Source organism: Shewanella mytili, from assembly GCF_046765975.1.
Classification (GTDB): Bacteria; Pseudomonadota; Gammaproteobacteria; order Enterobacterales; family Shewanellaceae; genus Shewanella; species Shewanella mytili.
Genome location: NZ_JBKOUD010000001.1, coordinates 1 through 20016 on the forward strand (window position 1 = coordinate 1; position 20016 = coordinate 20016).

Annotated in this window: 16 protein-coding genes and 2 tRNA genes; 14 read left to right on the forward strand and 4 right to left on the reverse strand. The window is 52.5% G+C overall.

Annotation, left to right across the window (positions count from 1 at the left end):
- Positions 1-252: 252 nt before the first annotated feature.
- The 3 genes from ACIDEJ_RS00005 to ACIDEJ_RS00015 form a co-directional block, all read right to left on the reverse strand.
- Positions 253-816, reverse strand: a complete 564-nt coding sequence (locus ACIDEJ_RS00005) for an acetate uptake transporter (RefSeq protein WP_411986041.1) — start codon at positions 814-816, stop codon at positions 253-255.
- A 390-nt stretch (positions 817-1206) separates the two neighbouring features.
- Entirely contained in the window at positions 1207-1770 is a 564-nt protein-coding gene (locus tag ACIDEJ_RS00010; RefSeq protein WP_411986041.1) for an acetate uptake transporter, read from the reverse strand.
- Between the two features lie 230 nt (positions 1771-2000).
- Positions 2001-4310 (reverse strand): FdhF/YdeP family oxidoreductase, encoded by a 2310-nt coding sequence (locus ACIDEJ_RS00015; RefSeq protein WP_411986042.1) that lies wholly within the window; start codon positions 4308-4310, stop codon positions 2001-2003.
- Between the two features lie 575 nt (positions 4311-4885).
- Between ACIDEJ_RS00015 and ACIDEJ_RS00020 the strand changes: the two genes are divergently transcribed.
- The 6 genes from ACIDEJ_RS00020 (at position 4886) to greA (ending at position 12838) form a co-directional block, all read left to right on the forward strand.
- Complete coding sequence (locus ACIDEJ_RS00020) at positions 4886-5797, forward strand: lactate/malate family dehydrogenase (RefSeq protein WP_411986043.1); 912 nt, start codon at positions 4886-4888, stop codon at positions 5795-5797.
- A gap of 156 nt (positions 5798-5953) precedes the next feature.
- Positions 5954-6571 (forward strand): FKBP-type peptidyl-prolyl cis-trans isomerase, encoded by a 618-nt coding sequence (locus ACIDEJ_RS00025; protein WP_411986044.1) that lies wholly within the window; start codon positions 5954-5956, stop codon positions 6569-6571.
- Between the two features lie 56 nt (positions 6572-6627).
- Positions 6628-7446 (forward strand): 4-hydroxy-tetrahydrodipicolinate reductase, encoded by an 819-nt coding sequence (gene dapB / locus ACIDEJ_RS00030; RefSeq protein WP_411986045.1) that lies wholly within the window; start codon positions 6628-6630, stop codon positions 7444-7446.
- Positions 7447-7627: 181 nt separating this feature from the next.
- Entirely contained in the window at positions 7628-8773 is a 1146-nt protein-coding gene (gene carA / locus ACIDEJ_RS00035; protein ID WP_411986046.1) for a glutamine-hydrolyzing carbamoyl-phosphate synthase small subunit, read from the forward strand.
- 21 nt (positions 8774-8794) lie between these two features.
- Entirely contained in the window at positions 8795-12019 is a 3225-nt protein-coding gene (carB, locus tag ACIDEJ_RS00040; RefSeq protein ID WP_411986047.1) for a carbamoyl-phosphate synthase large subunit, read from the forward strand.
- A gap of 342 nt (positions 12020-12361) precedes the next feature.
- Entirely contained in the window at positions 12362-12838 is a 477-nt protein-coding gene (gene greA, locus ACIDEJ_RS00045; RefSeq protein ID WP_411986048.1) for a transcription elongation factor GreA, read from the forward strand.
- Between the two features lie 279 nt (positions 12839-13117).
- On the opposite strand, the gene yhbY is transcribed toward greA, so the two are convergent.
- A complete protein-coding gene (yhbY, locus tag ACIDEJ_RS00050; RefSeq protein WP_411986049.1) occupies positions 13118-13417 on the reverse strand; it encodes a ribosome assembly RNA-binding protein YhbY in 300 nt (99 codons plus the stop codon).
- Between the two features lie 90 nt (positions 13418-13507).
- Here yhbY and rlmE point away from each other — a divergent pair, with 90 nt between their 5' ends.
- The 8 genes from rlmE to ACIDEJ_RS00090 all read left to right on the forward strand — a co-directional run bounded on the left by rlmE (position 13508) and on the right by ACIDEJ_RS00090 (position 20016).
- On the forward strand, positions 13508-14137 hold the full coding sequence (gene rlmE / locus ACIDEJ_RS00055) for a 23S rRNA (uridine(2552)-2'-O)-methyltransferase RlmE (protein ID WP_411986050.1): 630 nt from the start codon (positions 13508-13510) through the stop codon (positions 14135-14137).
- A 41-nt stretch (positions 14138-14178) separates the two neighbouring features.
- The gene (gene ftsH, locus ACIDEJ_RS00060; RefSeq protein ID WP_411986051.1) at positions 14179-16110 is read left to right on the forward strand and encodes an ATP-dependent zinc metalloprotease FtsH; all 1932 of its coding nucleotides are present in this window, start codon (positions 14179-14181) and stop codon (positions 16108-16110) included.
- 115 nt (positions 16111-16225) lie between these two features.
- The gene (folP, locus tag ACIDEJ_RS00065; protein ID WP_411986052.1) at positions 16226-17059 is read left to right on the forward strand and encodes a dihydropteroate synthase; all 834 of its coding nucleotides are present in this window, start codon (positions 16226-16228) and stop codon (positions 17057-17059) included.
- Positions 17060-17116: 57 nt separating this feature from the next.
- Positions 17117-18460 carry a phosphoglucosamine mutase gene (gene glmM / locus ACIDEJ_RS00070; RefSeq protein ID WP_411986053.1) on the forward strand — a complete coding sequence of 448 codons (1344 nt, stop codon included), beginning with the start codon at positions 17117-17119 and terminating at the stop codon, positions 18458-18460.
- A 177-nt stretch (positions 18461-18637) separates the two neighbouring features.
- Entirely contained in the window at positions 18638-19420 is a 783-nt protein-coding gene (tpiA, locus tag ACIDEJ_RS00075) for a triose-phosphate isomerase (RefSeq protein ID WP_411986054.1), read from the forward strand.
- A 3-nt stretch (positions 19421-19423) separates the two neighbouring features.
- A complete protein-coding gene (gene secG / locus ACIDEJ_RS00080) occupies positions 19424-19762 on the forward strand; it encodes a preprotein translocase subunit SecG (RefSeq protein ID WP_411986055.1) in 339 nt (112 codons plus the stop codon).
- A gap of 9 nt (positions 19763-19771) precedes the next feature.
- Positions 19772-19858: transfer RNA gene (locus tag ACIDEJ_RS00085), tRNA-Leu, on the forward strand.
- 81 nt (positions 19859-19939) lie between these two features.
- Positions 19940-20016: transfer RNA gene (locus ACIDEJ_RS00090), tRNA-Met, on the forward strand.

Consider the following 20016-nt stretch of genomic DNA (forward strand, 5'->3'; position numbering starts at 1 on the left):
ATCAGGACGGCACAGAACCTGAACCAGTGAAACATAACCATTCCTTTCATGTTATTCAGGGGGTGTTTGGCTGATAAGGATGTCAGCCTTCACAAAACAGACTGCATAAGATAGCAAGTGTCAGCACGGGAGACGAGTAGCGCCGGCGTGGTAAACCGGCGTACTGGCGCAGGGAATTGTTACAAATATTGTGCTGGCAGCCCATGGACATGCGCTGCCAGTCTTGACTTTTCAGGCCCTTTGGCCCGGTGTTTATGCGGGCTCGCCAATGGGCAATACGGTTTTGCCGTATTTCTCATTGAGCACTTCCGCCATGGCCAGATAAATGGCCGAGGCGCCACAGAAAATGCCTTCAAAGCCCGCCATGGTGCCCAGCCATTTATTGCCGGTGAAATCTTTTATGGCCAGCATGAAAAACAGCACTACCAGTGAACCAAACACCACTTGCAATGCCTTGGGCCCTTTGAGGGTGCCGAAAAACATCAGCAGGGTGAAAATGCCCCACATCAGCAGATAGCAGCCCATGGACAGCTCGTCTGCCGCTTCGGCCCAGCCCCATTTGGGCAGTAATAGCAGCAATACCAGGCTTATCCAGAAAAAGCCGTAGGAGGTAAAAGCGGTAACCCCAAAGGTGTTGCCTTTACGGTATTCCAGTATGCCCGCAATGATTTGGGCGCAGCCGCCATAAGCCAGCCCCATGGCCAGGATCATGGCATTCAGGCTAAAAAAGCCGGCGTTGTGTATGTTAAGCAGGACGGTGGTCATGCCAAATCCCATCAGGCCAAGAGGCGCTGGATTTGCCAGTTTTTCGCTCACAAATAGTCTCCAGAAATTGGTGGTGATGACACTACACCCGTGGTGCAGTTTAAAATAACGGCGGGATTCTAGAGGGCGCTGGCGTGGCCGGGCAATAGCTGCCCATGGCAGACTGTTGCATTATTTTAACATTGTGAAATCAGGACGGCACAGAACCTGAACCAGTGAAACATAACCATTCCTTTCATGTTATTCAGGGGGTGTTTGGCTGATAAGGATGTCAGCCTTCACAAAACAGACTGCATAAGATAGCAAGTGTCAGCACGGGAGACGAGTAGCGCCGGCGTGGTAAACCGGCGTACTGGCGCAGGGAATTGTTACAAATATTGTGCTGGCAGCCCATGGACATGCGCTGCCAGTCTTGACTTTTCAGGCCCTTTGGCCCGGTGTTTATGCGGGCTCGCCAATGGGCAATACGGTTTTGCCGTATTTCTCATTGAGCACTTCCGCCATGGCCAGATAAATGGCCGAGGCGCCACAGAAAATGCCTTCAAAGCCCGCCATGGTGCCCAGCCATTTATTGCCGGTGAAATCTTTTATGGCCAGCATGAAAAACAGCACTACCAGTGAACCAAACACCACTTGCAATGCCTTGGGCCCTTTGAGGGTGCCGAAAAACATCAGCAGGGTGAAAATGCCCCACATCAGCAGATAGCAGCCCATGGACAGCTCGTCTGCCGCTTCGGCCCAGCCCCATTTGGGCAGTAATAGCAGCAATACCAGGCTTATCCAGAAAAAGCCGTAGGAGGTAAAAGCGGTAACCCCAAAGGTGTTGCCTTTACGGTATTCCAGTATGCCCGCAATGATTTGGGCGCAGCCGCCATAAGCCAGCCCCATGGCCAGGATCATGGCATTCAGGCTAAAAAAGCCGGCGTTGTGTATGTTAAGCAGGACGGTGGTCATGCCAAATCCCATCAGGCCAAGAGGCGCTGGATTTGCCAGTTTTTCGCTCACAAATAGTCTCCAGAAATTGGTGGTGATGACACTACACCCGTGGTGCAGTTTAAAATAACGGCGGGATTCTAGAGGGCGCTGGCGTGGCCGGGCAATAGCTGCCCATGGCAGACTGTTGCATTATTTTAACATTGTGAACTCACGGCAAAGCGGCCCGGACAAAATGTTGTCTGGGTCGCATTTTTTCACAAATTGCTAAATTAACGCCCGGTAATCCGGGCGCATGAGGGTTAGTGGGTACTTGCCAGCAGTGCCGGTTGCGTGCTTTTGCACACAGTCACTGCCACTGATTTTGAGGTGGGGGTTTCACAGCGATCGCCAAAACTGTCCAGCGGGATCAGGGCATTGGCTTCCGGGAAATAGGCCGCCAGGTTGCCTTTGGCAATATCATGGGGTACCACTTTGAACGCTGATATTTGCCGTCTGATGTCATCATGCCAAAGACTGGCGATATCCACTAAATCACCGGTTTTCAGCCCCAGTTGCTGCATGTCGTCCGGGTTGAAAAACACCACGTTGCGTTCGCCAAAAACGCCGCGGTAGCGGTCATCATATCCGTAAACCGTGGTGTTGTACTGATCATGGGAGCGCATGGTTTGCAGTAAAAACACCTGTTGGCCAGCGGTTTTGTCTGCAGGCAATGGCACTATCATCTGCGGTAGGGCGTGGGCTGTGAAGCGGGCCTTGCCTGATGGGGTTTGCCAGCGGTGTTCACTGGCAGAATTGCCCAGATAAAAGCCGCCGGGAAGATCCAGCCGCTGGTTGAAATCGCCAAACTCAGTGAATACTTGGGCAATCAGCTCGCGGATGCGGTCATAATCATCCACCAGGGCCTGCCAGTCCACCGGATTGGTTTTTCCCAGCGTGGCCTGTGCCATGCCGGCCACAATGGCTATTTCGGAGCGGATGTCTTCTTCGCGCATGTCCACCTTGCCGGCAGAGGCATGCACCATGGAGAAGGAATCCTCTACGGTGATTTGCTGCGGTCCGCTGGCCTGAAGGTCAATGTCGGTACGGCCAAGGCAGGGCAGGATGACAGAAGCTTTACCCGGGGTGACATGGGTACGGTTTAACTTGGTGGCAATGTGCACGGTCAGTTCAGCGCCACGCATGGCGGCGGCCACCCGGCTGGTATCGGGCGCGGCGGCCACAATGTTGCCTCCAAGGCCGATGAAGATTTTACTGTCGCCCCGGCGCAGGGCTTCCAGCGCGGTAATCACGCTGTGTCCGTGCTGCTGTGGCGGGGCAAAACCGAATACCTGCTCCATCCGCTCAAGAAATGCCGGTGACGGTTTTTCATTAATGCCCACGGTGCGATCGCCTTGCACATTGGAGTGGCCGCGCACCGGGCACAAGCCTGCCCCTTCTTTGCCTACCTGACCAAACAGCAACTGCAAATTGACCAGCTCCTGAATGGTGGCTACCGAATGTTTGTGTTGGGTAATGCCCATGGCCCAGGTCACAATCACTTTGTCCGCCGCCTGATAGATGTCAGCCGCCTTGGTGATTTGCTGTTTGCTGAGCCCTGATTGCTGTTCTATCTGAGACCACTCGGTGGCATCCACCCGAGCCAGATACTCTTCCATGCCTTGGGTATGCTGGGCGATAAACGCCAAATCAAATACCGATCCACCCCGGGATTGGGCCTCACGATGCCGGGCCAGAAGGATTTTGACCATGCCCCGCACTGCCGCCATATCGCCACCCAACTTGGGAATGAAGTAGTCGCTGGTGGTGGGGGTGGAGCCATTACTGAGCATCTCCAGTGGATCCTGCGGATTGGTAAAACGTTCCAGACCGCGTTCTTTGAGGTTATTGAAGGCAACGATGCGGGCGCCACGTTTGTAGGCGCTGGCCAGGGTTTCCAGCATGCGCGGATGGTTGGTGCCGGGGTTCTGGCCGAACAGGAAGATGGCGTCTGCCTTGGAAAAGTCTTCAATGCGGGTGGTGCCCTTGCCAATCCCGATGGATTCTGCCAGCCCCACGCTGGTGGCTTCATGGCACATGTTGGAGCAGTCCGGGAAATTATTGGTGCCAAAGCGGCGGGCAAATAACTGGTAAATAAAGGCCGCTTCGTTGCTGGTACGTCCCGAGGTGTAAAACTCCGCTTCATCGGGGCTGCTCAGCTGGTTGAGATGGCGGCCAATAAGGGTGAAAGCCGCATCCCAGCTGATGGGCTCATAGTGATCCGTAGTGGGGTTATAACAAACCGGCTCGCTAAGGCGCCCCTGGAATTCCAGCCAGTAATCACTTTGCTTGTTAAGCCAGCTTACATTGTGGCTGGCAAAAAACTCGCTTCCCACCCGCTTGGCGGTGGCTTCCCAGTTCACGGCTTTGGCACCATTTTCACAAAAACGGAAGCGGCCGGGAATGCCTTTTTCACCCCAGGCACAGCCCGGACAATCAAAGCCGTGATCCTGATTGGTACGCAGCAGATTCATCAGGTTTTTGGCCACATTGTCGCTTTTTAACAGATGGGCGGTAGTGGCTTTCAGTGCGCCCCAGCCACCGGCGGCGCCGGCATATTCTTTGTAACTCATAGTGTCTCGTCCTGCAGTGATAGCCGCTGCTGTGATATGGGAATACGTTTTTGGTTCTTTCATGTGATCTGTATCACATATTTTTGGATAATCTAACGCGTTTCCCATATGCGGACAAGTAAAAACATTATAAAAAAATCATAATTAACAGTATGTTATTCAAATGTTCTAAATTGTTGCAATTGCTATTTTAAAATGTGTGACCGATGAAACGACAATGACTTGGCTGGGGCGGTATTGCCATCAATGGCGATGAATATAAATGTTAAAAATTAAATAAATCAAATTGTTATATAAAACCGTGAGCATTATTGATGATTGTCTGCTTATTTTTTGGTAGTCGGTTTTGCTGCATTTTTTCAGTAAAGCATGTCAAGAATGCTGATTAATCCTCATAAAATATCCATAAATGCTGCTTACACCGTTATAAAAAAGGCGTAAATTCTAACGGTACTGTTATTTCAATGGCCCAATCACCACGGGCTGTGCACAATAGCGATTTTGGGCGTTCCGGCAGGCCAATGGCCGGTACGGGACGCTGCTGAGCAACACTACTAAATAAGGGAGTTATTACTGTGAATCGTCATGTTGCCATTATTGGCTGTGGGCATGTGGGGGCGGATGTTGCCTTTAGTCTGGTTACCCAGAATTTTGCTGATCATATCAGTTTGTTTGATATCAATGATGCCAAGGCGGCCAGTGAACAGCTGGAATTGCAGGATATGGCGGCCCTGATGGGCTCGCGGGTGCATATTGATCATAATGACGAAGCGCAGTTTGCCACAGCGGATATTGTGGTAATGGCGGTAGGCCCTAGCAAAACACAAAAAGTGGACAGGTTGCGGGAGCTGGATGAAACCGCCAAAGCGGCAGGCATGTGGGTGCCAACGCTGCAAGCTGCCGGGTTTGACGGGGTGCTTATCAATATTACCAACCCTTGTGACGTGATAACCGCATTACTGGCCCAGCAACTTAACTTGCCGGCCGGTCGGGTGTTTGGTACCGGTACCTCGCTGGATAGCGCCCGCATGAAACGGGTGGTGGGGGCTTTGCTGAATGTGGATCCTGCCAGCATTGACGGCTACGTGATGGGCGAACATGGTGAATCCCAGTTTGTGGCCTGGAGCAGCATTCGTGTGGGGGGCTTGCCGTTAAGCCAGTGGGCTGCGGCCAAAGGGGCGGACTTGCCGGCACTGGAAGCGGCAATCCGTCGTGGTGGCTGGGATGTATTGGGTGGCAAGGGCTGGACCAGCTTCGGGATTGCCACTGCCACCTCAAAACTGGTGGATGCGGTGTTCAGTGACGCTCATCGGGTGTATGCGGTATCAGCAGTGGATGCAGAGTTTGGATTGCATATCGGCCAACCGGCCCTGATTGGTAAAGATGGGGTGATAAGCACCATCGCCTTGCCATTAAGTGACGATGAAACGCAAAAATACCAGGCATCTGCCAACGTCATTCGTCAGGCACTGAACAAATTCTGTTAATTTATCCTGCTCGAAAATCACGTCTGGCCGGGGCCATGTAGGGGGCCTCATGGCCGCTTTACCGCGCGGCTAATGGGGGAAATTACTGCACCACTCCCGTGACAGACGTGATACACTTTGGGCAGAATTCACCGACAAACCGAGAGTAAACCGATTATGTCTGAGAAGTTCACGACTGTTGAACAACAAGCAAGTTACGGTGTGGGTCGTCAATTAGGGGAGCAGCTGGCTGCCAACTCATTTGACGGCTTGGATATCCCGGCGGTACAAGCCGGTCTGGCCGATGCTTTTGCTGGCGAAGAAAGTGCTGTGAGCATGCAGGATCTGCAAAATGCCTTTACTGAAATCAGCACCCGTATCAAACAGGCCCAGGAAGCGGCTGCAGAAGCCGCCTCCGCAGAGGGTGTGGCTTTTCTGACTGAAAATGCCAAACGTGAAGGCGTTGTTGTGACCGATTCTGGTCTGCAATATGAAGTGATGGTAGAAGGTGACGGTGACAAACCCGCCTACGATGCTACCGTGCGTACCCACTATCACGGCATGTTCATCGACGGCAAGGTGTTTGACAGCTCCGTCACCCGTGGTCAGCCGGCAGAGTTTCCGGTATCTGGCGTTATCGCCGGTTGGACCGAAGCCTTGCAATTGATGCCGGTGGGTTCCAAGTACAAACTGTATGTGCCCCATCAACTGGCTTATGGTGAGCGCGGCGCTGGCGCGGCCATTCCGCCGTACTCGACCTTGGTGTTTGAAGTCGAGTTGCTCGATATTTTGTAATGAACAATCGCTTGGGTTTCCCCCAGGCGATTTTTTTGTGTGTTTAAGGAGGGCGTATGACTGCAAGCGTCAGAGTCGCTATTGCTGGCAGTGGTGGACGCATGGGCCGTACCCTTATTGAAGCCGCTTCCCAACAACCTTTGGTGATACTGGGGGCGGCCATCGAAAGGGTGGGGTCTAGCCTGGTGGGCGTGGATGCCGGAGAGTTGGCGGGTGTTGGCAAGCTGGAGGTTACCGTCACGGATAATCTCGACAGTGTGGTGGATGACTTCGATGTATTGATTGATTTCACCAGCCCGGAAGGCACGCTTGCCAATATTGACTGGTGTGCCCGTTACGCTAAGCCCATTGTGATTGGTACCACCGGATTCAATTCATCACAAAAAGCCCAGCTGGATGCCTTTTCCGAGCAACTGCCCATTGTGTTTGCCCCCAACATGTCGGTGGGTGTCAACCTGATGTGGAAATTACTGGAATTGGCCGCTGAAGTGATGGGTGAGCATACGGATATCGAGATTATCGAAGGACACCACCGCTTTAAAAAAGATGCGCCATCCGGCACGGCATTGAAAATGGGTGAAGTGATTGCAAAGACCCTTGGCCGCGATCTGGAACAGGTGGCCGTGTATGGCCGGGAAGGCATTACCGGCGAGCGGGATCGGCAAACCATCGGTTTCTCCTCCATACGCGCTGGCGATCTGGTGGGCGAGCATACCGCCATGTTTGCCGATATTGGCGAACGGCTGGAGATCACCCACAAGGCTTCCAGCCGGATGACATTTGCCAACGGTGCCATGCGTGCTGCTTTATGGTTACATGAGCAGGATGCGGGGTTATACGATATGCAGCAAGTGTTGGGATTGAAATCCTTGTGATGGAAAAGCCGCCGTTGGCGGTTTTTTTTTTGCAAAAAGGTCGCTAAGCCTATAGACGTAAGTCTATCTGCCCTATAAGATAGTTGGAATTTGTCAAAATTTCGTAAATTAGCGGAAATTGCAGGTTAGTTTTAATAAAAATATATAATTTTCAGTGGCTTGGCTCATTACGGAGGTTGCGTTGACTAAGTCTGCCTTACTCGTACTCGAAGATGGAACCGTCTTTACCGGCACAGCAATTGGTGCCGATGGAATAGCTGTTGGCGAAGTGGTTTTTAACACTTCAATGACGGGATATCAAGAAATTCTCACCGATCCTTCCTATTCCCGCCAGATAGTGACCCTCACTTACCCTCATATCGGTAATACCGGCACCAATGCCGAAGATACCGAATCCGGTGCAATTCATGCCTGTGGTTTGATCATTCGTGATTTACCCATCGTGGCAAGTAATTTCCGTTCTCAGCAATCCCTCAGTGACTACCTTGAAGCTGGTCAAATCGTGGGTATTGCCGATATCGACACCCGCAAACTAACCCGTATCCTACGGGAAAAAGGTGCCCAGGCCGGCTGCATCATGGCCGGTGATGTGGATGCGGAAAAAGCCTTGGCGGCAGCCAAAGCCTTCCCCGGCCTGAAAGGGATGGATTTGGCCAAAGAGGTCACCACGGATAACGCCTATCAATGGCGTCAGGGAACCTGGACGCTGGAAGGCGGGTTGCCGGTGGATAAAACCGCGGACGAACTCAACTTCAAGGTTGTGGCGTATGATTTCGGGGTGAAACGCAATATCCTGCGGATGTTGGTTGACCGTGGCTGCGATGTGACTGTGGTACCGGCACAGACCCCGGCCAGTGAAGTCTTGGCCATGAATCCTGACGGGATTTTCCTCTCCAACGGCCCTGGGGATCCAGAGCCTTGCGATTATGCCATCAATGCCATTCAGGCATTTTTGCAAACGGATATTCCGTTGTTTGGTATCTGTTTGGGCCATCAGCTGCTGGCGCTTGCCAGTGGTGCCAAAACCATGAAAATGAAATTTGGCCACCACGGCGCCAACCATCCGGTGAAAGATCTGGACAAGGGCACCGTGATGATCACCAGCCAGAACCACGGTTTTGCAGCCGATGAAGCCAGCCTGCCAGCGAATGTGAAGGTTACCCACAAGTCGCTGTTTGACGGTTCATTGCAGGGCATCCACTTGACGGACAAACCGGCATTTAGCTTCCAGGGACACCCTGAGGCCAGCCCCGGTCCCCACGATTGTGCACCGCTGTTCGATCATTTCATCGAACTGATCGCCCAACACCGTCAAGCCAAGCAGTAACTCCGGGAGAAGATTCAAGCAATGCCAAAACGTACTGATATAAAAAGTATTCTTATCCTTGGTGCCGGTCCCATTGTTATCGGTCAGGCCTGTGAGTTTGACTATTCCGGCGCCCAGGCCTGTAAAGCCCTGCGCGAAGAAGGGTATCGTGTCATTCTGGTGAACTCCAACCCCGCCACCATCATGACGGATCCGGAAATGGCCGATGCCACTTACATTGAACCCATCCATTGGGAAGTGGTACGCAACATTATCGCCAAAGAGCGTCCTGATGCGATTTTGCCCACCATGGGCGGCCAGACGGCACTGAACTGTGCCCTGGAGCTGGAAGCCAAGGGCGTGCTGCAAGAGTTCAATGTGGAAATGATTGGCGCCACTGCCGATGCCATTGATAAAGCGGAAGATCGTGCCCGCTTTGATGCAGCCATGCAGAAAATCGGTCTGGAATGCCCCCGGGCCGGTATTGCCCACAGCATGGAAGATGCCCATAAGGTGCTGGATGAAGTCGGCTTCCCCTGCATTATTCGTCCATCCTTTACCATGGGGGGCAGCGGTGGCGGTATTGCTTATAACGTGGAAGAGTTTGAAGAGATCTGTACCCGCGGGTTGGATTTGTCTCCCACCAATGAGCTGCTGATTGACGAAAGCCTTATCGGCTGGAAAGAGTATGAAATGGAAGTGGTGCGGGATCGTAAAGATAACTGCATCATCGTTTGTTCCATTGAAAACTTTGATGCCATGGGGGTTCACACCGGTGACTCCATTACCGTGGCTCCGGCGCAGACACTGACCGACAAAGAATACCAACTGATGCGTAACGCCTCCATGGCGGTACTGCGTGAAATTGGCGTGGAAACCGGCGGCTCAAACGTACAGTTTGGCATTAACCCGCAAAATGGCCGCATGGTCATCATCGAGATGAACCCCCGCGTGTCCCGGTCTTCTGCACTGGCGTCCAAGGCAACAGGGTTCCCGATTGCAAAAGTGGCGGCCAAACTGGCGGTGGGCTTCACCCTGGATGAACTGATGAACGATATTACCGGTGGCCGCACTCCGGCATCGTTCGAACCGTCCATCGACTACGTGGTGACCAAGGTTCCCCGCTTTAACTTTGAAAAATTTGCCGGTGCCAACGATCGCCTGACCACCCAGATGAAATCCGTGGGTGAGGTGATGGCCATTGGCCGCACTTTCCAGGAGTCAGTGCAAAAAGCCCTGCGCGGTCTGGAAACCGGTAAAAACGGCTTTGATCCCGTGGTCGATTTACAAGACCCGGATGCCATGCAGCACATTCGCCACGAATTGAAAGAGCCCGGTGCCGAGCGTATCTGGTACATCGGTGATGCTTTCCGTGCCGGCATGAGCCTGGATGAGATTTACAAACTCACCAACATTGACCCTTGGTTCCTGGTGCAGCTTGAAGAACTCATTCAGCTGGAAAGCGATGTGGCAGCCACCGGGCTTGCCGGCATGGATGCGTCTTTCCTTTACAAGCTGAAACGCAAAGGGTTCTCCGATGCCCGTCTGGCTGACGTATTGGGCATAAGCGAATCCGAAATGCGCAAACTGCGCCACCGGCTGGACATTTACCCCGTGTACAAGCGGGTTGATACCTGCGCGGCCGAGTTCGCCACCGATACCGCTTACATGTACTCCACCTATGAAGAGGAATGTGAAGCCAATCCGTCAAACCGTGACAAAATCATGGTGCTGGGCGGCGGCCCTAACCGTATCGGTCAGGGAATTGAGTTCGATTACTGCTGCGTGCATGCCTCCTTGGCATTAAAAGAAGACGGTTACGAAACCATTATGGTGAACTGTAACCCGGAAACCGTCTCCACGGATTATGACACTTCCGACCGACTCTACTTTGAACCGGTAACGCTGGAAGATGTGCTGGAAATCGCCCGCATCGAGAAACCCAAAGGGGTGATTGTGCAGTTTGGCGGCCAGACACCGCTGAAACTGGCTCGGGCGCTGGAAGCTGCCGGTGTGCCCATTATCGGTACCAGCCCTGATGCCATTGACCGTGCTGAAGACCGTGAACGTTTCCAGCAGGCCATTCGTCGCCTGGAAATGAAACAGCCGGAAAACGATACCGTCACCACGGTGGAAAGCGCTGTGGTTGCCGCTGAAAAAATCGGGTATCCGCTGGTGGTTCGCCCCTCATATGTACTGGGCGGGCGCGCCATGGAGATTGTGTATGAAGAGCAGGACTTGCGCCGCTATTTCAAGGAAGCGGTGAAAGTCTCCAACGAGTCGCCAGTGTTGCTGGATCACTTCCTGGACGATGCCATTGAAGTGGATATCGATGCGGTATGTGACGGCAAAACCGTGGTGGTTGGCGCCATCATGGAACACATCGAGCAGGCTGGGGTGCACTCTGGCGATTCCGGTTGTTCTTTGCCTCCTTATACATTGAGTCCGGCCATTCAGGACGAGATGCGTGAACAGGTGCGCAAGTTGGCGTTTGAACTTGGCGTAATCGGCCTGATGAACGTGCAGTTTGCCGTGAAAAACAACACCATCTTCATGATTGAAGTAAACCCGCGTGCCGCCCGTACCGTGCCTTTTGTCTCAAAAGCCACCGGGGTGCCTTTGGCTAAAATCGCCGCTCGGGTGATGGCCGGCCAGACACTGGAAGAGCTTAACTTCACCAAAGAGGTTATTCCGCCTTATTACTCCGTTAAGGAAGTGATGCTGCCGTTCAACAAATTCCCGGGTGTGGATCCGCTCCTTGGCCCTGAAATGCGCTCGACCGGTGAAGTGATGGGGGTGGGTGATACCTTCGCTGAAGCCTTTGCCAAGGCGCAGTTGGGCACGACATCCAAGGACATTCCCAAGTCAGGCCGCGCCTTGTTGTCAGTGCGTAACAGCGATAAGAAACGCGTGGCGGATTTGGCGGCCAAACTTATCGAACTGGGTTATGACATTGACGCCACGCACGGCACTGCCGTGGTGCTGGGCGAAGCGGGCATCAATCCGCGGCTGGTGAACAAGGTGCATGAAGGTCGTCCTCATATTCTGGACCGCATGAAAAACGGCGAATACACCTACATTGTCAACACCACTGAAGGTCGCCAGGCCATTGAAGACTCCAAGCAGCTGCGCCGTGGTGCATTGCGTTACAAGGTGAATTACACCACCACCATGAACGCGGCGTTTGCATCTTGCATGGCCCATACGGCAGATGATCGCAACAAGGTGTCTTCCGTACAGGAATTGCACGCGCGCGTCACCAAATAAGCGCTTGTTAACCTTGTTAATCAAGAGCCACCCTTCGGGGTGGCTTTTTACATGCCGCACCGTTATGACCCCGGGATGCCGAGTATTTCTCCATAAGGAGCAATTAGACTTTTTATCTGAGATATTTTCACTCCATCACTGGCAAGGCTGCGACGGCTTAGGTAAGCTTGTGCCATGGTGAAGTGATACCAACCCGGTAGTCGCCGCGGTTATCAAGCCAAACAACATCTTTGGCGCCGACAGTATCTGACGTTACGAGCGCCCATTCACCCCCATTGAGACTGTGCAGACCCATTTTGGGTCAGCATAGGTCGCTTTTGTTTTACAGGAGACGACAGAGACATGAATAAGGTTCCTATGACGCTGACTGGCGCGGAACAGTTACGTAAAGAGCTGGAAATGCTGAAGTTTGAAAGACGTCCAGCACTCAGTGAAGCTATTGCCACCGCCCGTGAACTGGGCGACCTGAAAGAAAATGCCGAATACCATGCCGCTCGTGAAGAGCAGGGCATTTGTGAAGCCCGCATTCGTGACATTGAGGGTAAGCTTTCCAATGCACAGATTATTGATGTGACCAAAATGCCTAACAATGGGCGGGTCATTTTTGGTTCAACCGTCACCATTTTGAATCTGGATACCGATGCGGAAATGACCTATCGCATCGTGGGTGACGATGAAGCCAACATCAAGGAAAACCTGATTTCCGTTAACTCCCCCATTGCTCGTGGCCTAGTGGGTAAAAACTTAGGGGATGAAGTCGGCATTCAAACTCCCGGTGGCCGTAACGATTTTGAAATCGTCTCGGTGGATTACATTTAATACGGCGCAGCAGACAACAAACACGCCGCTTTATTGGTGATGACAATAAGCTGATAGGGTTGTTTGCGGTTGAAAGTCAGGTTTGATTGATGCATAAAGCCCCCGCGAATCACAGAACGGGGGCTTTTTTGTGGCTGTGAAAATGAATGGGCACCCAAGAAGGGGAAAAACAAACGGCCCCGAAGGGCCGCTTGTTTTCTCGTAAGATTTGGCACTAAGCGGCTTAGCCGCAGGGTGCCGTGTCCTGGATGCCGGTCGGCGCCGAGACACCAAATGCACTTATTTTGCTTTGGGAAGGGCGATTTTTTTCTCTTCAGACTGGCGGTAAAGCACCAGTACATGCCCGATAACCTGGACTTTTTCAGACTGAGTTTCGCGAATGATGGCATCAATGATGGCATTTTTCAGTTCACGATCTTCCGATGCAACCTTCACCTTAATCAATTCATGATGGGCCAGCGCATTGTCAATTTCAGCCAGCACCCCTTCTGTCAGGCCATTGGCACCCAGCAGCACTACAGGCTTAAGACTGTGGGCCAGTCCCTTGAGGTGTTGTTTCTGTTTGGTTGTCAGGTTCATTTTTACCAACTTTTGCTGAGTTACTGTTGAAAACCCGGTATTCTACCCTCATATCGTTTTCGTGTAACTCTGATTTGTTGCGGATGTTGGATGTCGGGAAAAAAACGTAGTGCCAGCTCTACTCGCTGGATGCAAGAACACTTTGATGATCATTATGTTAAGCTAGCGCAAAAGCACGGCCTGCGTTCGCGGGCGGCTTTCAAGCTGGAAGAGTTACAACAAAAAGATCAGTTGATAAAACCGGGGATGACCGTTGTGGATTTGGGGGCGGCGCCTGGTGGCTGGTCTCAAGTAGCGGTAAAACTGGTGGGCGAGCAGGGTAAACTGGTGGCCTGTGATATTTTACCGATGGACCCAATCGTCGGCGTCGATTTCCTTCAAGGGGATTTTCGTGAAGAATCGGTGTTAGCGACATTGCTGCAGATGGTAGGGGATGCCAAAGTCGATGTTGTATTGTCGGATATGGCGCCTAACATGAGCGGTGCCGATGCGGTGGATCAACCGCGGGCAATGTATTTGGTGGAGCTGGCGCTTGATATGTGTCATCAGGTGTTGGCCCCCGGAGGCAGTTTCGCTGTGAAAGTTTTTCAGGGCGAAGGGTTTGATGCCTACATGAAGGCGGTAAGACAAGCCTTTACCACGGTCAAAACCCGTAAGCCAGAGTCCTCCAGAGCGCGCTCACGAGAGGTGTATCTGGTGGCTACTGGTTACAAGTTGTAGTAACCTGAGAAAGTAAGTCTTTAGACTGAGAGGTTTGATAATTGAGTGACATGGCAAAAAATCTGATTCTCTGGGTCGTCATCGCAGTGGTGCTGATGTCGGTATTCCAGGGGTTCTCGCCGTCTTCTTCCTCGTCGCAGAAGATGGAATATTCCACGTTTTTGAATGATGTCCGTTCCGGGCAGGTTGCTTCCGTGGAGTTCAAGAGCGATCAGCGCACCATTGAAGGTGTGACCAAGGGCGGTGAGAAGTTTGTCACCATCATGCCTATTTATGACCAGGATTTAATCAACGATTTGGTTCGTAAAGATGTCAATGTAAAAGGGCAGGAAGCCGAAGAATCCGGTTTCCTGACTCAAATTTTCATCTCCTGGTTCCCGATGCTGCTGTTGATTGGCGTATGGATTTTCTTCATGCGACAGATGCAAGGTGGCGGCGGCAAAGGCGCAATGTCGTTTGGCAAGAGCAAAGCCAAGCTCATGAGCGAAGATCAGATTAAAACCACCTTCGCGGATGTGGCGGGTTGTGACGAAGCCAAAGAAGAAGTTAAGGAAATGGTGGATTACCTGCGGGATCCCACCAAATTCCAGAAACTGGGTGGCCGCATTCCTACCGGGGTGCTGATGGTAGGTCCTCCAGGCACAGGTAAGACCTTGTTGGCAAAGGCTATTGCTGGTGAGGCCAAAGTGCCGTTTTTCACCATTTCCGGCTCGGATTTTGTGGAAATGTTTGTGGGCGTGGGGGCTTCCCGTGTCCGTGACATGTTTGAACAGGCCAAAAAATCGGCGCCTTGCATTATTTTCATCGACGAAATTGATGCGGTCGGCCGTCAGCGTGGCGCAGGGCTGGGGGGCGGTCACGATGAACGTGAACAAACGCTCAACCAGTTGCTGGTGGAAATGGACGGTTTTGAAGGTAACGAAGGCGTTATCGTGATTGCCGCCACCAACCGCCCTGATGTGCTTGATGCGGCATTGCTGCGTCCTGGGCGTTTTGACCGCCAAGTGGTGGTGGGCCTGCCGGATGTGCGCGGTCGCGAGCAAATCCTCAAGGTGCACATGCGTAAAATCCCTGTGGCAGATGATGTACAGGCCAGCGTGATTGCCCGGGGTACGCCAGGATTTTCCGGGGCGGATCTTGCCAACCTGGTAAATGAAGCCGCTCTGTTTGCCGCTCGTGGAAACCGCCGGGTGGTGACTATGGAAGAGTTTGAACGGGCTAAAGACAAGATCATGATGGGGGCTGAACGCCGCTCCATGGTGATGTCGGAAGAGGAAAAAGAATCCACCGCGTATCACGAAGCCGGTCACGCCATTGTGGGGTGTCTGGTGCCTGAACACGACCCGGTACACAAGGTGACCATTATTCCCCGTGGCCGTGCCCTTGGGGTGACATTCTTCCTGCCTGAAGCTGACTCCATCAGTGAAAACCGGCGCAAACTGGAGAGCCGCATCTCTGTGGCTTACGGTGGCCGTTTGGCAGAAGAGATTATTTATGGCCCTGACAAGGTGTCCACCGGCGCGTCCCAGGACATCAAACAGGCAACCGCCATTGCTCGCAACATGGTGACACAGTGGGGTTTTTCTGAAAAACTCGGGCCTTTGTTGTACGCCGAAGAAGATGGTGAAGTGTTCCTTGGGCGCTCCATGGCCAAGGCCAAACACATGTCTGATGAAACCGCGGCCATTATTGATGCGGAAATCAAGGCGTTGATTGAGCGCAACTATCAGCGTGCCCGCCAGTTGCTCAATGACAACATTGACATTCTGCATGCGATGAAAGATGCGTTGATAAAATATGAAACCATCGACTCCCATCAGATTGCCGATCTTATGGCCCGCCGGGATGTTCGCCCTCCGGCAGATTGGCATATGGATGACAAAGACTCCAACGGGGGCAACAGCAAACCTGAGGCAGATAAAGATGCCGATGTGACGGGTGCCGATTTGAGCAAGCCCGGTGAAACCCACTAGAGTTGCCATTCACCTGTCGTAAATGTTGAAAACCCCCGCGTGGGGTTTTCTGTTTTTTGCTCGCAAGTGGCAATACCTTCTCGATAAAATATTGCGATGTTCAAGAGAGGACCATGTGTTTGAATTAGTGTCAGGAGACAAGCGTCTCGTACTGGATACGCCCAAAGTAATGGGTATTTTGAATGTTACACCGGACTCATTTTCTGATGGCGGCCAGTTTCGGGCATTCGATGCGGCTTGCCGTCATGCTGATGAAATGATTACCGCAGGCGTGCATTTTATTGATATCGGCGGTGAATCCACCCGACCAGGTGCTGCCGATGTTTCGGTAACCGAAGAGCTGCAACGGGTGGTGCCATTAGTGGAATACATTGCTGCTAATGCCGATGTGTGGATTTCCGTGGATACCAGTAAACCTGAGGTGATGGCCGCCGCCGTGGCCGCAGGGGCCCATCTGATCAACGATATTCGTAGCCTACAGGAGCCGGGAGCGCTTGCCATGGCGGCCAGCTTGCAAGTGCCCGTATGCATCATGCACATGCAGGGGCAACCCAGAACCATGCAAGCGGCACCTCAGTATGACAATCTGCTGGTTGCGGTGGATACGTTTTTCGCTGAGAGGATAGACGCTTGTGTAGCTGCTGGATTGCCGCGGGAGTCATTGTTGCTGGATCCGGGATTTGGTTTTGGCAAGACGTTACAGCATAATTACCAGTTATTGGCACATCTGCAGGATTTTGCCAAATTTGAACTGCCATTGCTGATAGGCTTGTCCCGTAAGAGTATGATAGGCAATCTACTGGCTAGACCAGTGGCTGAGCGGTTAGCCGGCAGTTTGGCCGGCGCCATGCTGGCCGCTCAAGCCGGCGCGCATATTGTTCGGGTGCATGACGTGGTGGAAACGCTGGATGTACTCAAGGTGTTGCAGGCTACCCACAATGCCTATTAAAACACGTCAATATGACAACTAATCCTGCAATGGCCGCTTAATCATGGAGTTTTACGCGTGAGTTCAACAAGAAAATTTTTTGGTACAGATGGTGTGCGAGGTAAGGTCGGCGCTGGAAAAATGACCCCGGAATTGGTACTGAAACTTGGCTGGGCTGCTGGTCGGGTGTTGTCCCGTACCGGTACAAAAAAAGTGCTGATTGGTAAGGATACCCGCATTTCAGGTTACATGTTTGAATCGGCACTGGAAGCCGGCCTGTCCGCTGCCGGTTTGAACGTGATGCTGATGGGGCCCATGCCCACTCCGGCAGTGGCTTATCTGACCCGCACTTTTCGTGCGGAAGCGGGCATTGTGATCAGCGCTTCCCATAATCCTTACTACGACAACGGCATCAAGTTCTTCTCCTCTACCGGCAGCAAGCTGGATGACGCCTTGGAGCTGGAGATTGAAGCCGAATTGGCCAAGCCGCTGGCGTGTGTTGAATCCCATCAATTGGGGAAGGTGTCTCGCATCAACGATGCTGCCGGGCGTTACATTGAATACTGCAAAGGCAATTTTCCGGCGGATCAAACCCTTGAAGGCCTGAAAATGGTGGTGGATTGCGCCCATGGTGCAACTTACCATATCGCGCCCAATGTTTTTCGCGAACTTGGCGCCGAAGTGATAGTGATTGGCGACAAACCCAACGGTACCAACATCAATGATCAGGTTGGCGCCACCTCCATGGCCACCATTTGTGAAACTGTGCTGGCCAATGGCGCCGATTTGGGGATTGCGCTTGATGGCGATGGGGATCGCATCATGATGGTCAATCGCCATGGGGATGTGATTGATGGCGATCAGATCCTGTATATCCTGGCGAAAGACGCCTTGAATCGGGGCGTTCTCAAAGGTGGTGTTGTCGGCACCCAGATGTCCAACCTGGGCTTGGAGCTGGCATTAAAGGCGCTTGATATCCCCTTCAAACGCTCAAAAGTGGGTGATCGCTACGTGATGGAAATGCTGGCTGCGGAAGGTTGGCGCATTGGCGGAGAAAACTCCGGACATATCATCAATCTGGATCATTGCACTACCGGTGACGGTATTGTCGCGGGCATTCAGGTGCTGGCGGCCATGTGCCGTAACCAGATGACCCTGGAACAGCTGGCTGCCCCCATCACGCTGCTGCCCCAAGTGTTGGTTAATGTGCGTTTTGAAGGTGCTCAAGACCCATTACAGGCAGCGGAAGTAAAAGCGGCTGTTGTAACCGTTGAGCAGGCATTGGGTGAACGGGGCCGGGTATTGCTGCGTAAATCCGGTACGGAGCCCCTTATCCGCGTCATGGTGGAAGGGGATGACCAAGCCCGGGTAAAACAGCATGCTGACTATATCGCTACCGCGGTCAATCACGCCGTGGCGTGAGTACTCAACTGAATAATATAACTAAATTAATGGGTTAGTTCGTGGAATAATCCGGCTTCGGCTACTTGAGCATAAAAAGTAGCCGAACACACGGTAAATCGTAAAAATTCCCCGGACTGGTATTGTAACTTCACAAGTGGTTCGCTATCATTCACGCCGCTTTCAAAGGAGATGGTAATGGCTCTCAGACGCCCAATGGTCGCTGGCAACTGGAAGATGAACGGCAGCGCACATTTAGCGCAGGAACTGTTCAAAAAGTTTGCTGCCAAGCTGCATAACGACGCTGTAGAAGTGGTGCTTTGCCCACCAGCAGTGTATCTGGAAGGCGTAAGGCAACAGCTTGAAGCCAATAAAGAAGCGTTAAACGGCTCGGTTGTTCGCATGGGCGCGCAGAACCTCAGTCAGCACGACTTCGGCGCGTACACCGGTGAAATATCGGGTGCCATGCTCAGCGAAGTGGGTTGCCGTTATGTGATTATCGGTCACTCCGAGCGTCGCAGAATGTACGGCGAAACCAGTGATATCGTGGCAGACAAATTTGCCGCGGCGCAAAAACACGGGTTAACCCCCATTCTTTGTGTCGGTGAGTCAGGTCCTGCACGCGAAGCCCGGCGCACTTTTGAAGTGATTGCCGAAGAGCTGGATGTGGTGATTGAGAAAAACGGCACCATGGCCTTTGATAATGCCATTATTGCTTATGAGCCCCTTTGGGCTGTAGGTACCGGAAAAAGCGCTACGCCGGAACAGGCTCAGGAAGTTCATGCGTTTATCCGTAAACGGCTTTCTGAAGTCTCTCCCTATATCGGAGAAAATATTCGTATTCTCTACGGTGGCAGTGTGACACCGACAAACGCGGCAGATTTATTTGCTCAGCCGGACGTTGATGGTGGACTAATAGGTGGCGCCAGTTTAAACTCTACCGAATTTTTGAGTTTATGTACCATAGCGATGAGCGCATAAGTTATGTATGAAGTTCTGATTGTTGTTTACTTGTTGGTGGCTCTTGGATTGGTTTTTCTGATCCTTATCCAGCAGGGTAAAGGTGCTGACATGGGGGCCTCTTTTGGTGCCGGTGCTTCAGCCACATTATTTGGTTCATCAGGTTCAGGCAACTTCCTGACCCGTTCCACGGCTGTATTGGCCATTGCTTTTTTCGTGTTGAGCCTGGTGATTGGCAACCTGAGTGCCAATCACAACAAACATGAAGATACCTGGAAAAACATTGGCGCTGCTGAACAAACTCAGCCTGCCCCACAAAATGAACAACAGGTACCCACATCAGAGGATAAAATCCCTGATTAAGAATACCCTGCCGGGGTGGTGAAATTGGTAGACGCGCAGCCTTGAGGTGGCTGTGACCTAACGGTCGTGCGGGTTCAAGTCCCGCCCTCGGCACCATATTTTTATAACCAGAAACGGGATTTAATCGGTCTGGTTATTGCAAGTTGAAGGTTGAATCAGTAAACTTGCTGCAGTTGACGCGGGGTGGAGCAGCTTGGTAGCTCGTCGGGCTCATAACCCGAAGGTCGTCGGTTCAAATCCGGCCCCCGCAACCA

Bases quoted from the DNA above. Each gene is read 5' to 3' on its own strand.
- ACIDEJ_RS00015 (WP_411986042.1), bottom strand. From the start codon at position 4,310: ATGAGTTACAAAGAATATGCCGGCGCCGCCGGTGGCTGGGGCGCACTG.
- carB (WP_411986047.1), top strand. From the start codon at position 8,795: ATGCCAAAACGTACTGATATAAAAAGTATTCTTATCCTTGGTGCCGGT.
- dapB (WP_411986045.1), top strand. From the start codon at position 6,628: ATGACTGCAAGCGTCAGAGTCGCTATTGCTGGCAGTGGTGGACGCATG.
- greA (WP_411986048.1), top strand. From the start codon at position 12,362: ATGAATAAGGTTCCTATGACGCTGACTGGCGCGGAACAGTTACGTAAA.
- secG (WP_411986055.1), top strand. From the start codon at position 19,424: ATGTATGAAGTTCTGATTGTTGTTTACTTGTTGGTGGCTCTTGGATTG.
- ACIDEJ_RS00025 (WP_411986044.1), top strand. From the start codon at position 5,954: ATGTCTGAGAAGTTCACGACTGTTGAACAACAAGCAAGTTACGGTGTG.
- tpiA (WP_411986054.1), top strand. From the start codon at position 18,638: ATGGCTCTCAGACGCCCAATGGTCGCTGGCAACTGGAAGATGAACGGC.
- rlmE (WP_411986050.1), top strand. From the start codon at position 13,508: ATGTCGGGAAAAAAACGTAGTGCCAGCTCTACTCGCTGGATGCAAGAA.
- yhbY (WP_411986049.1), bottom strand. From the start codon at position 13,417: ATGAACCTGACAACCAAACAGAAACAACACCTCAAGGGACTGGCCCAC.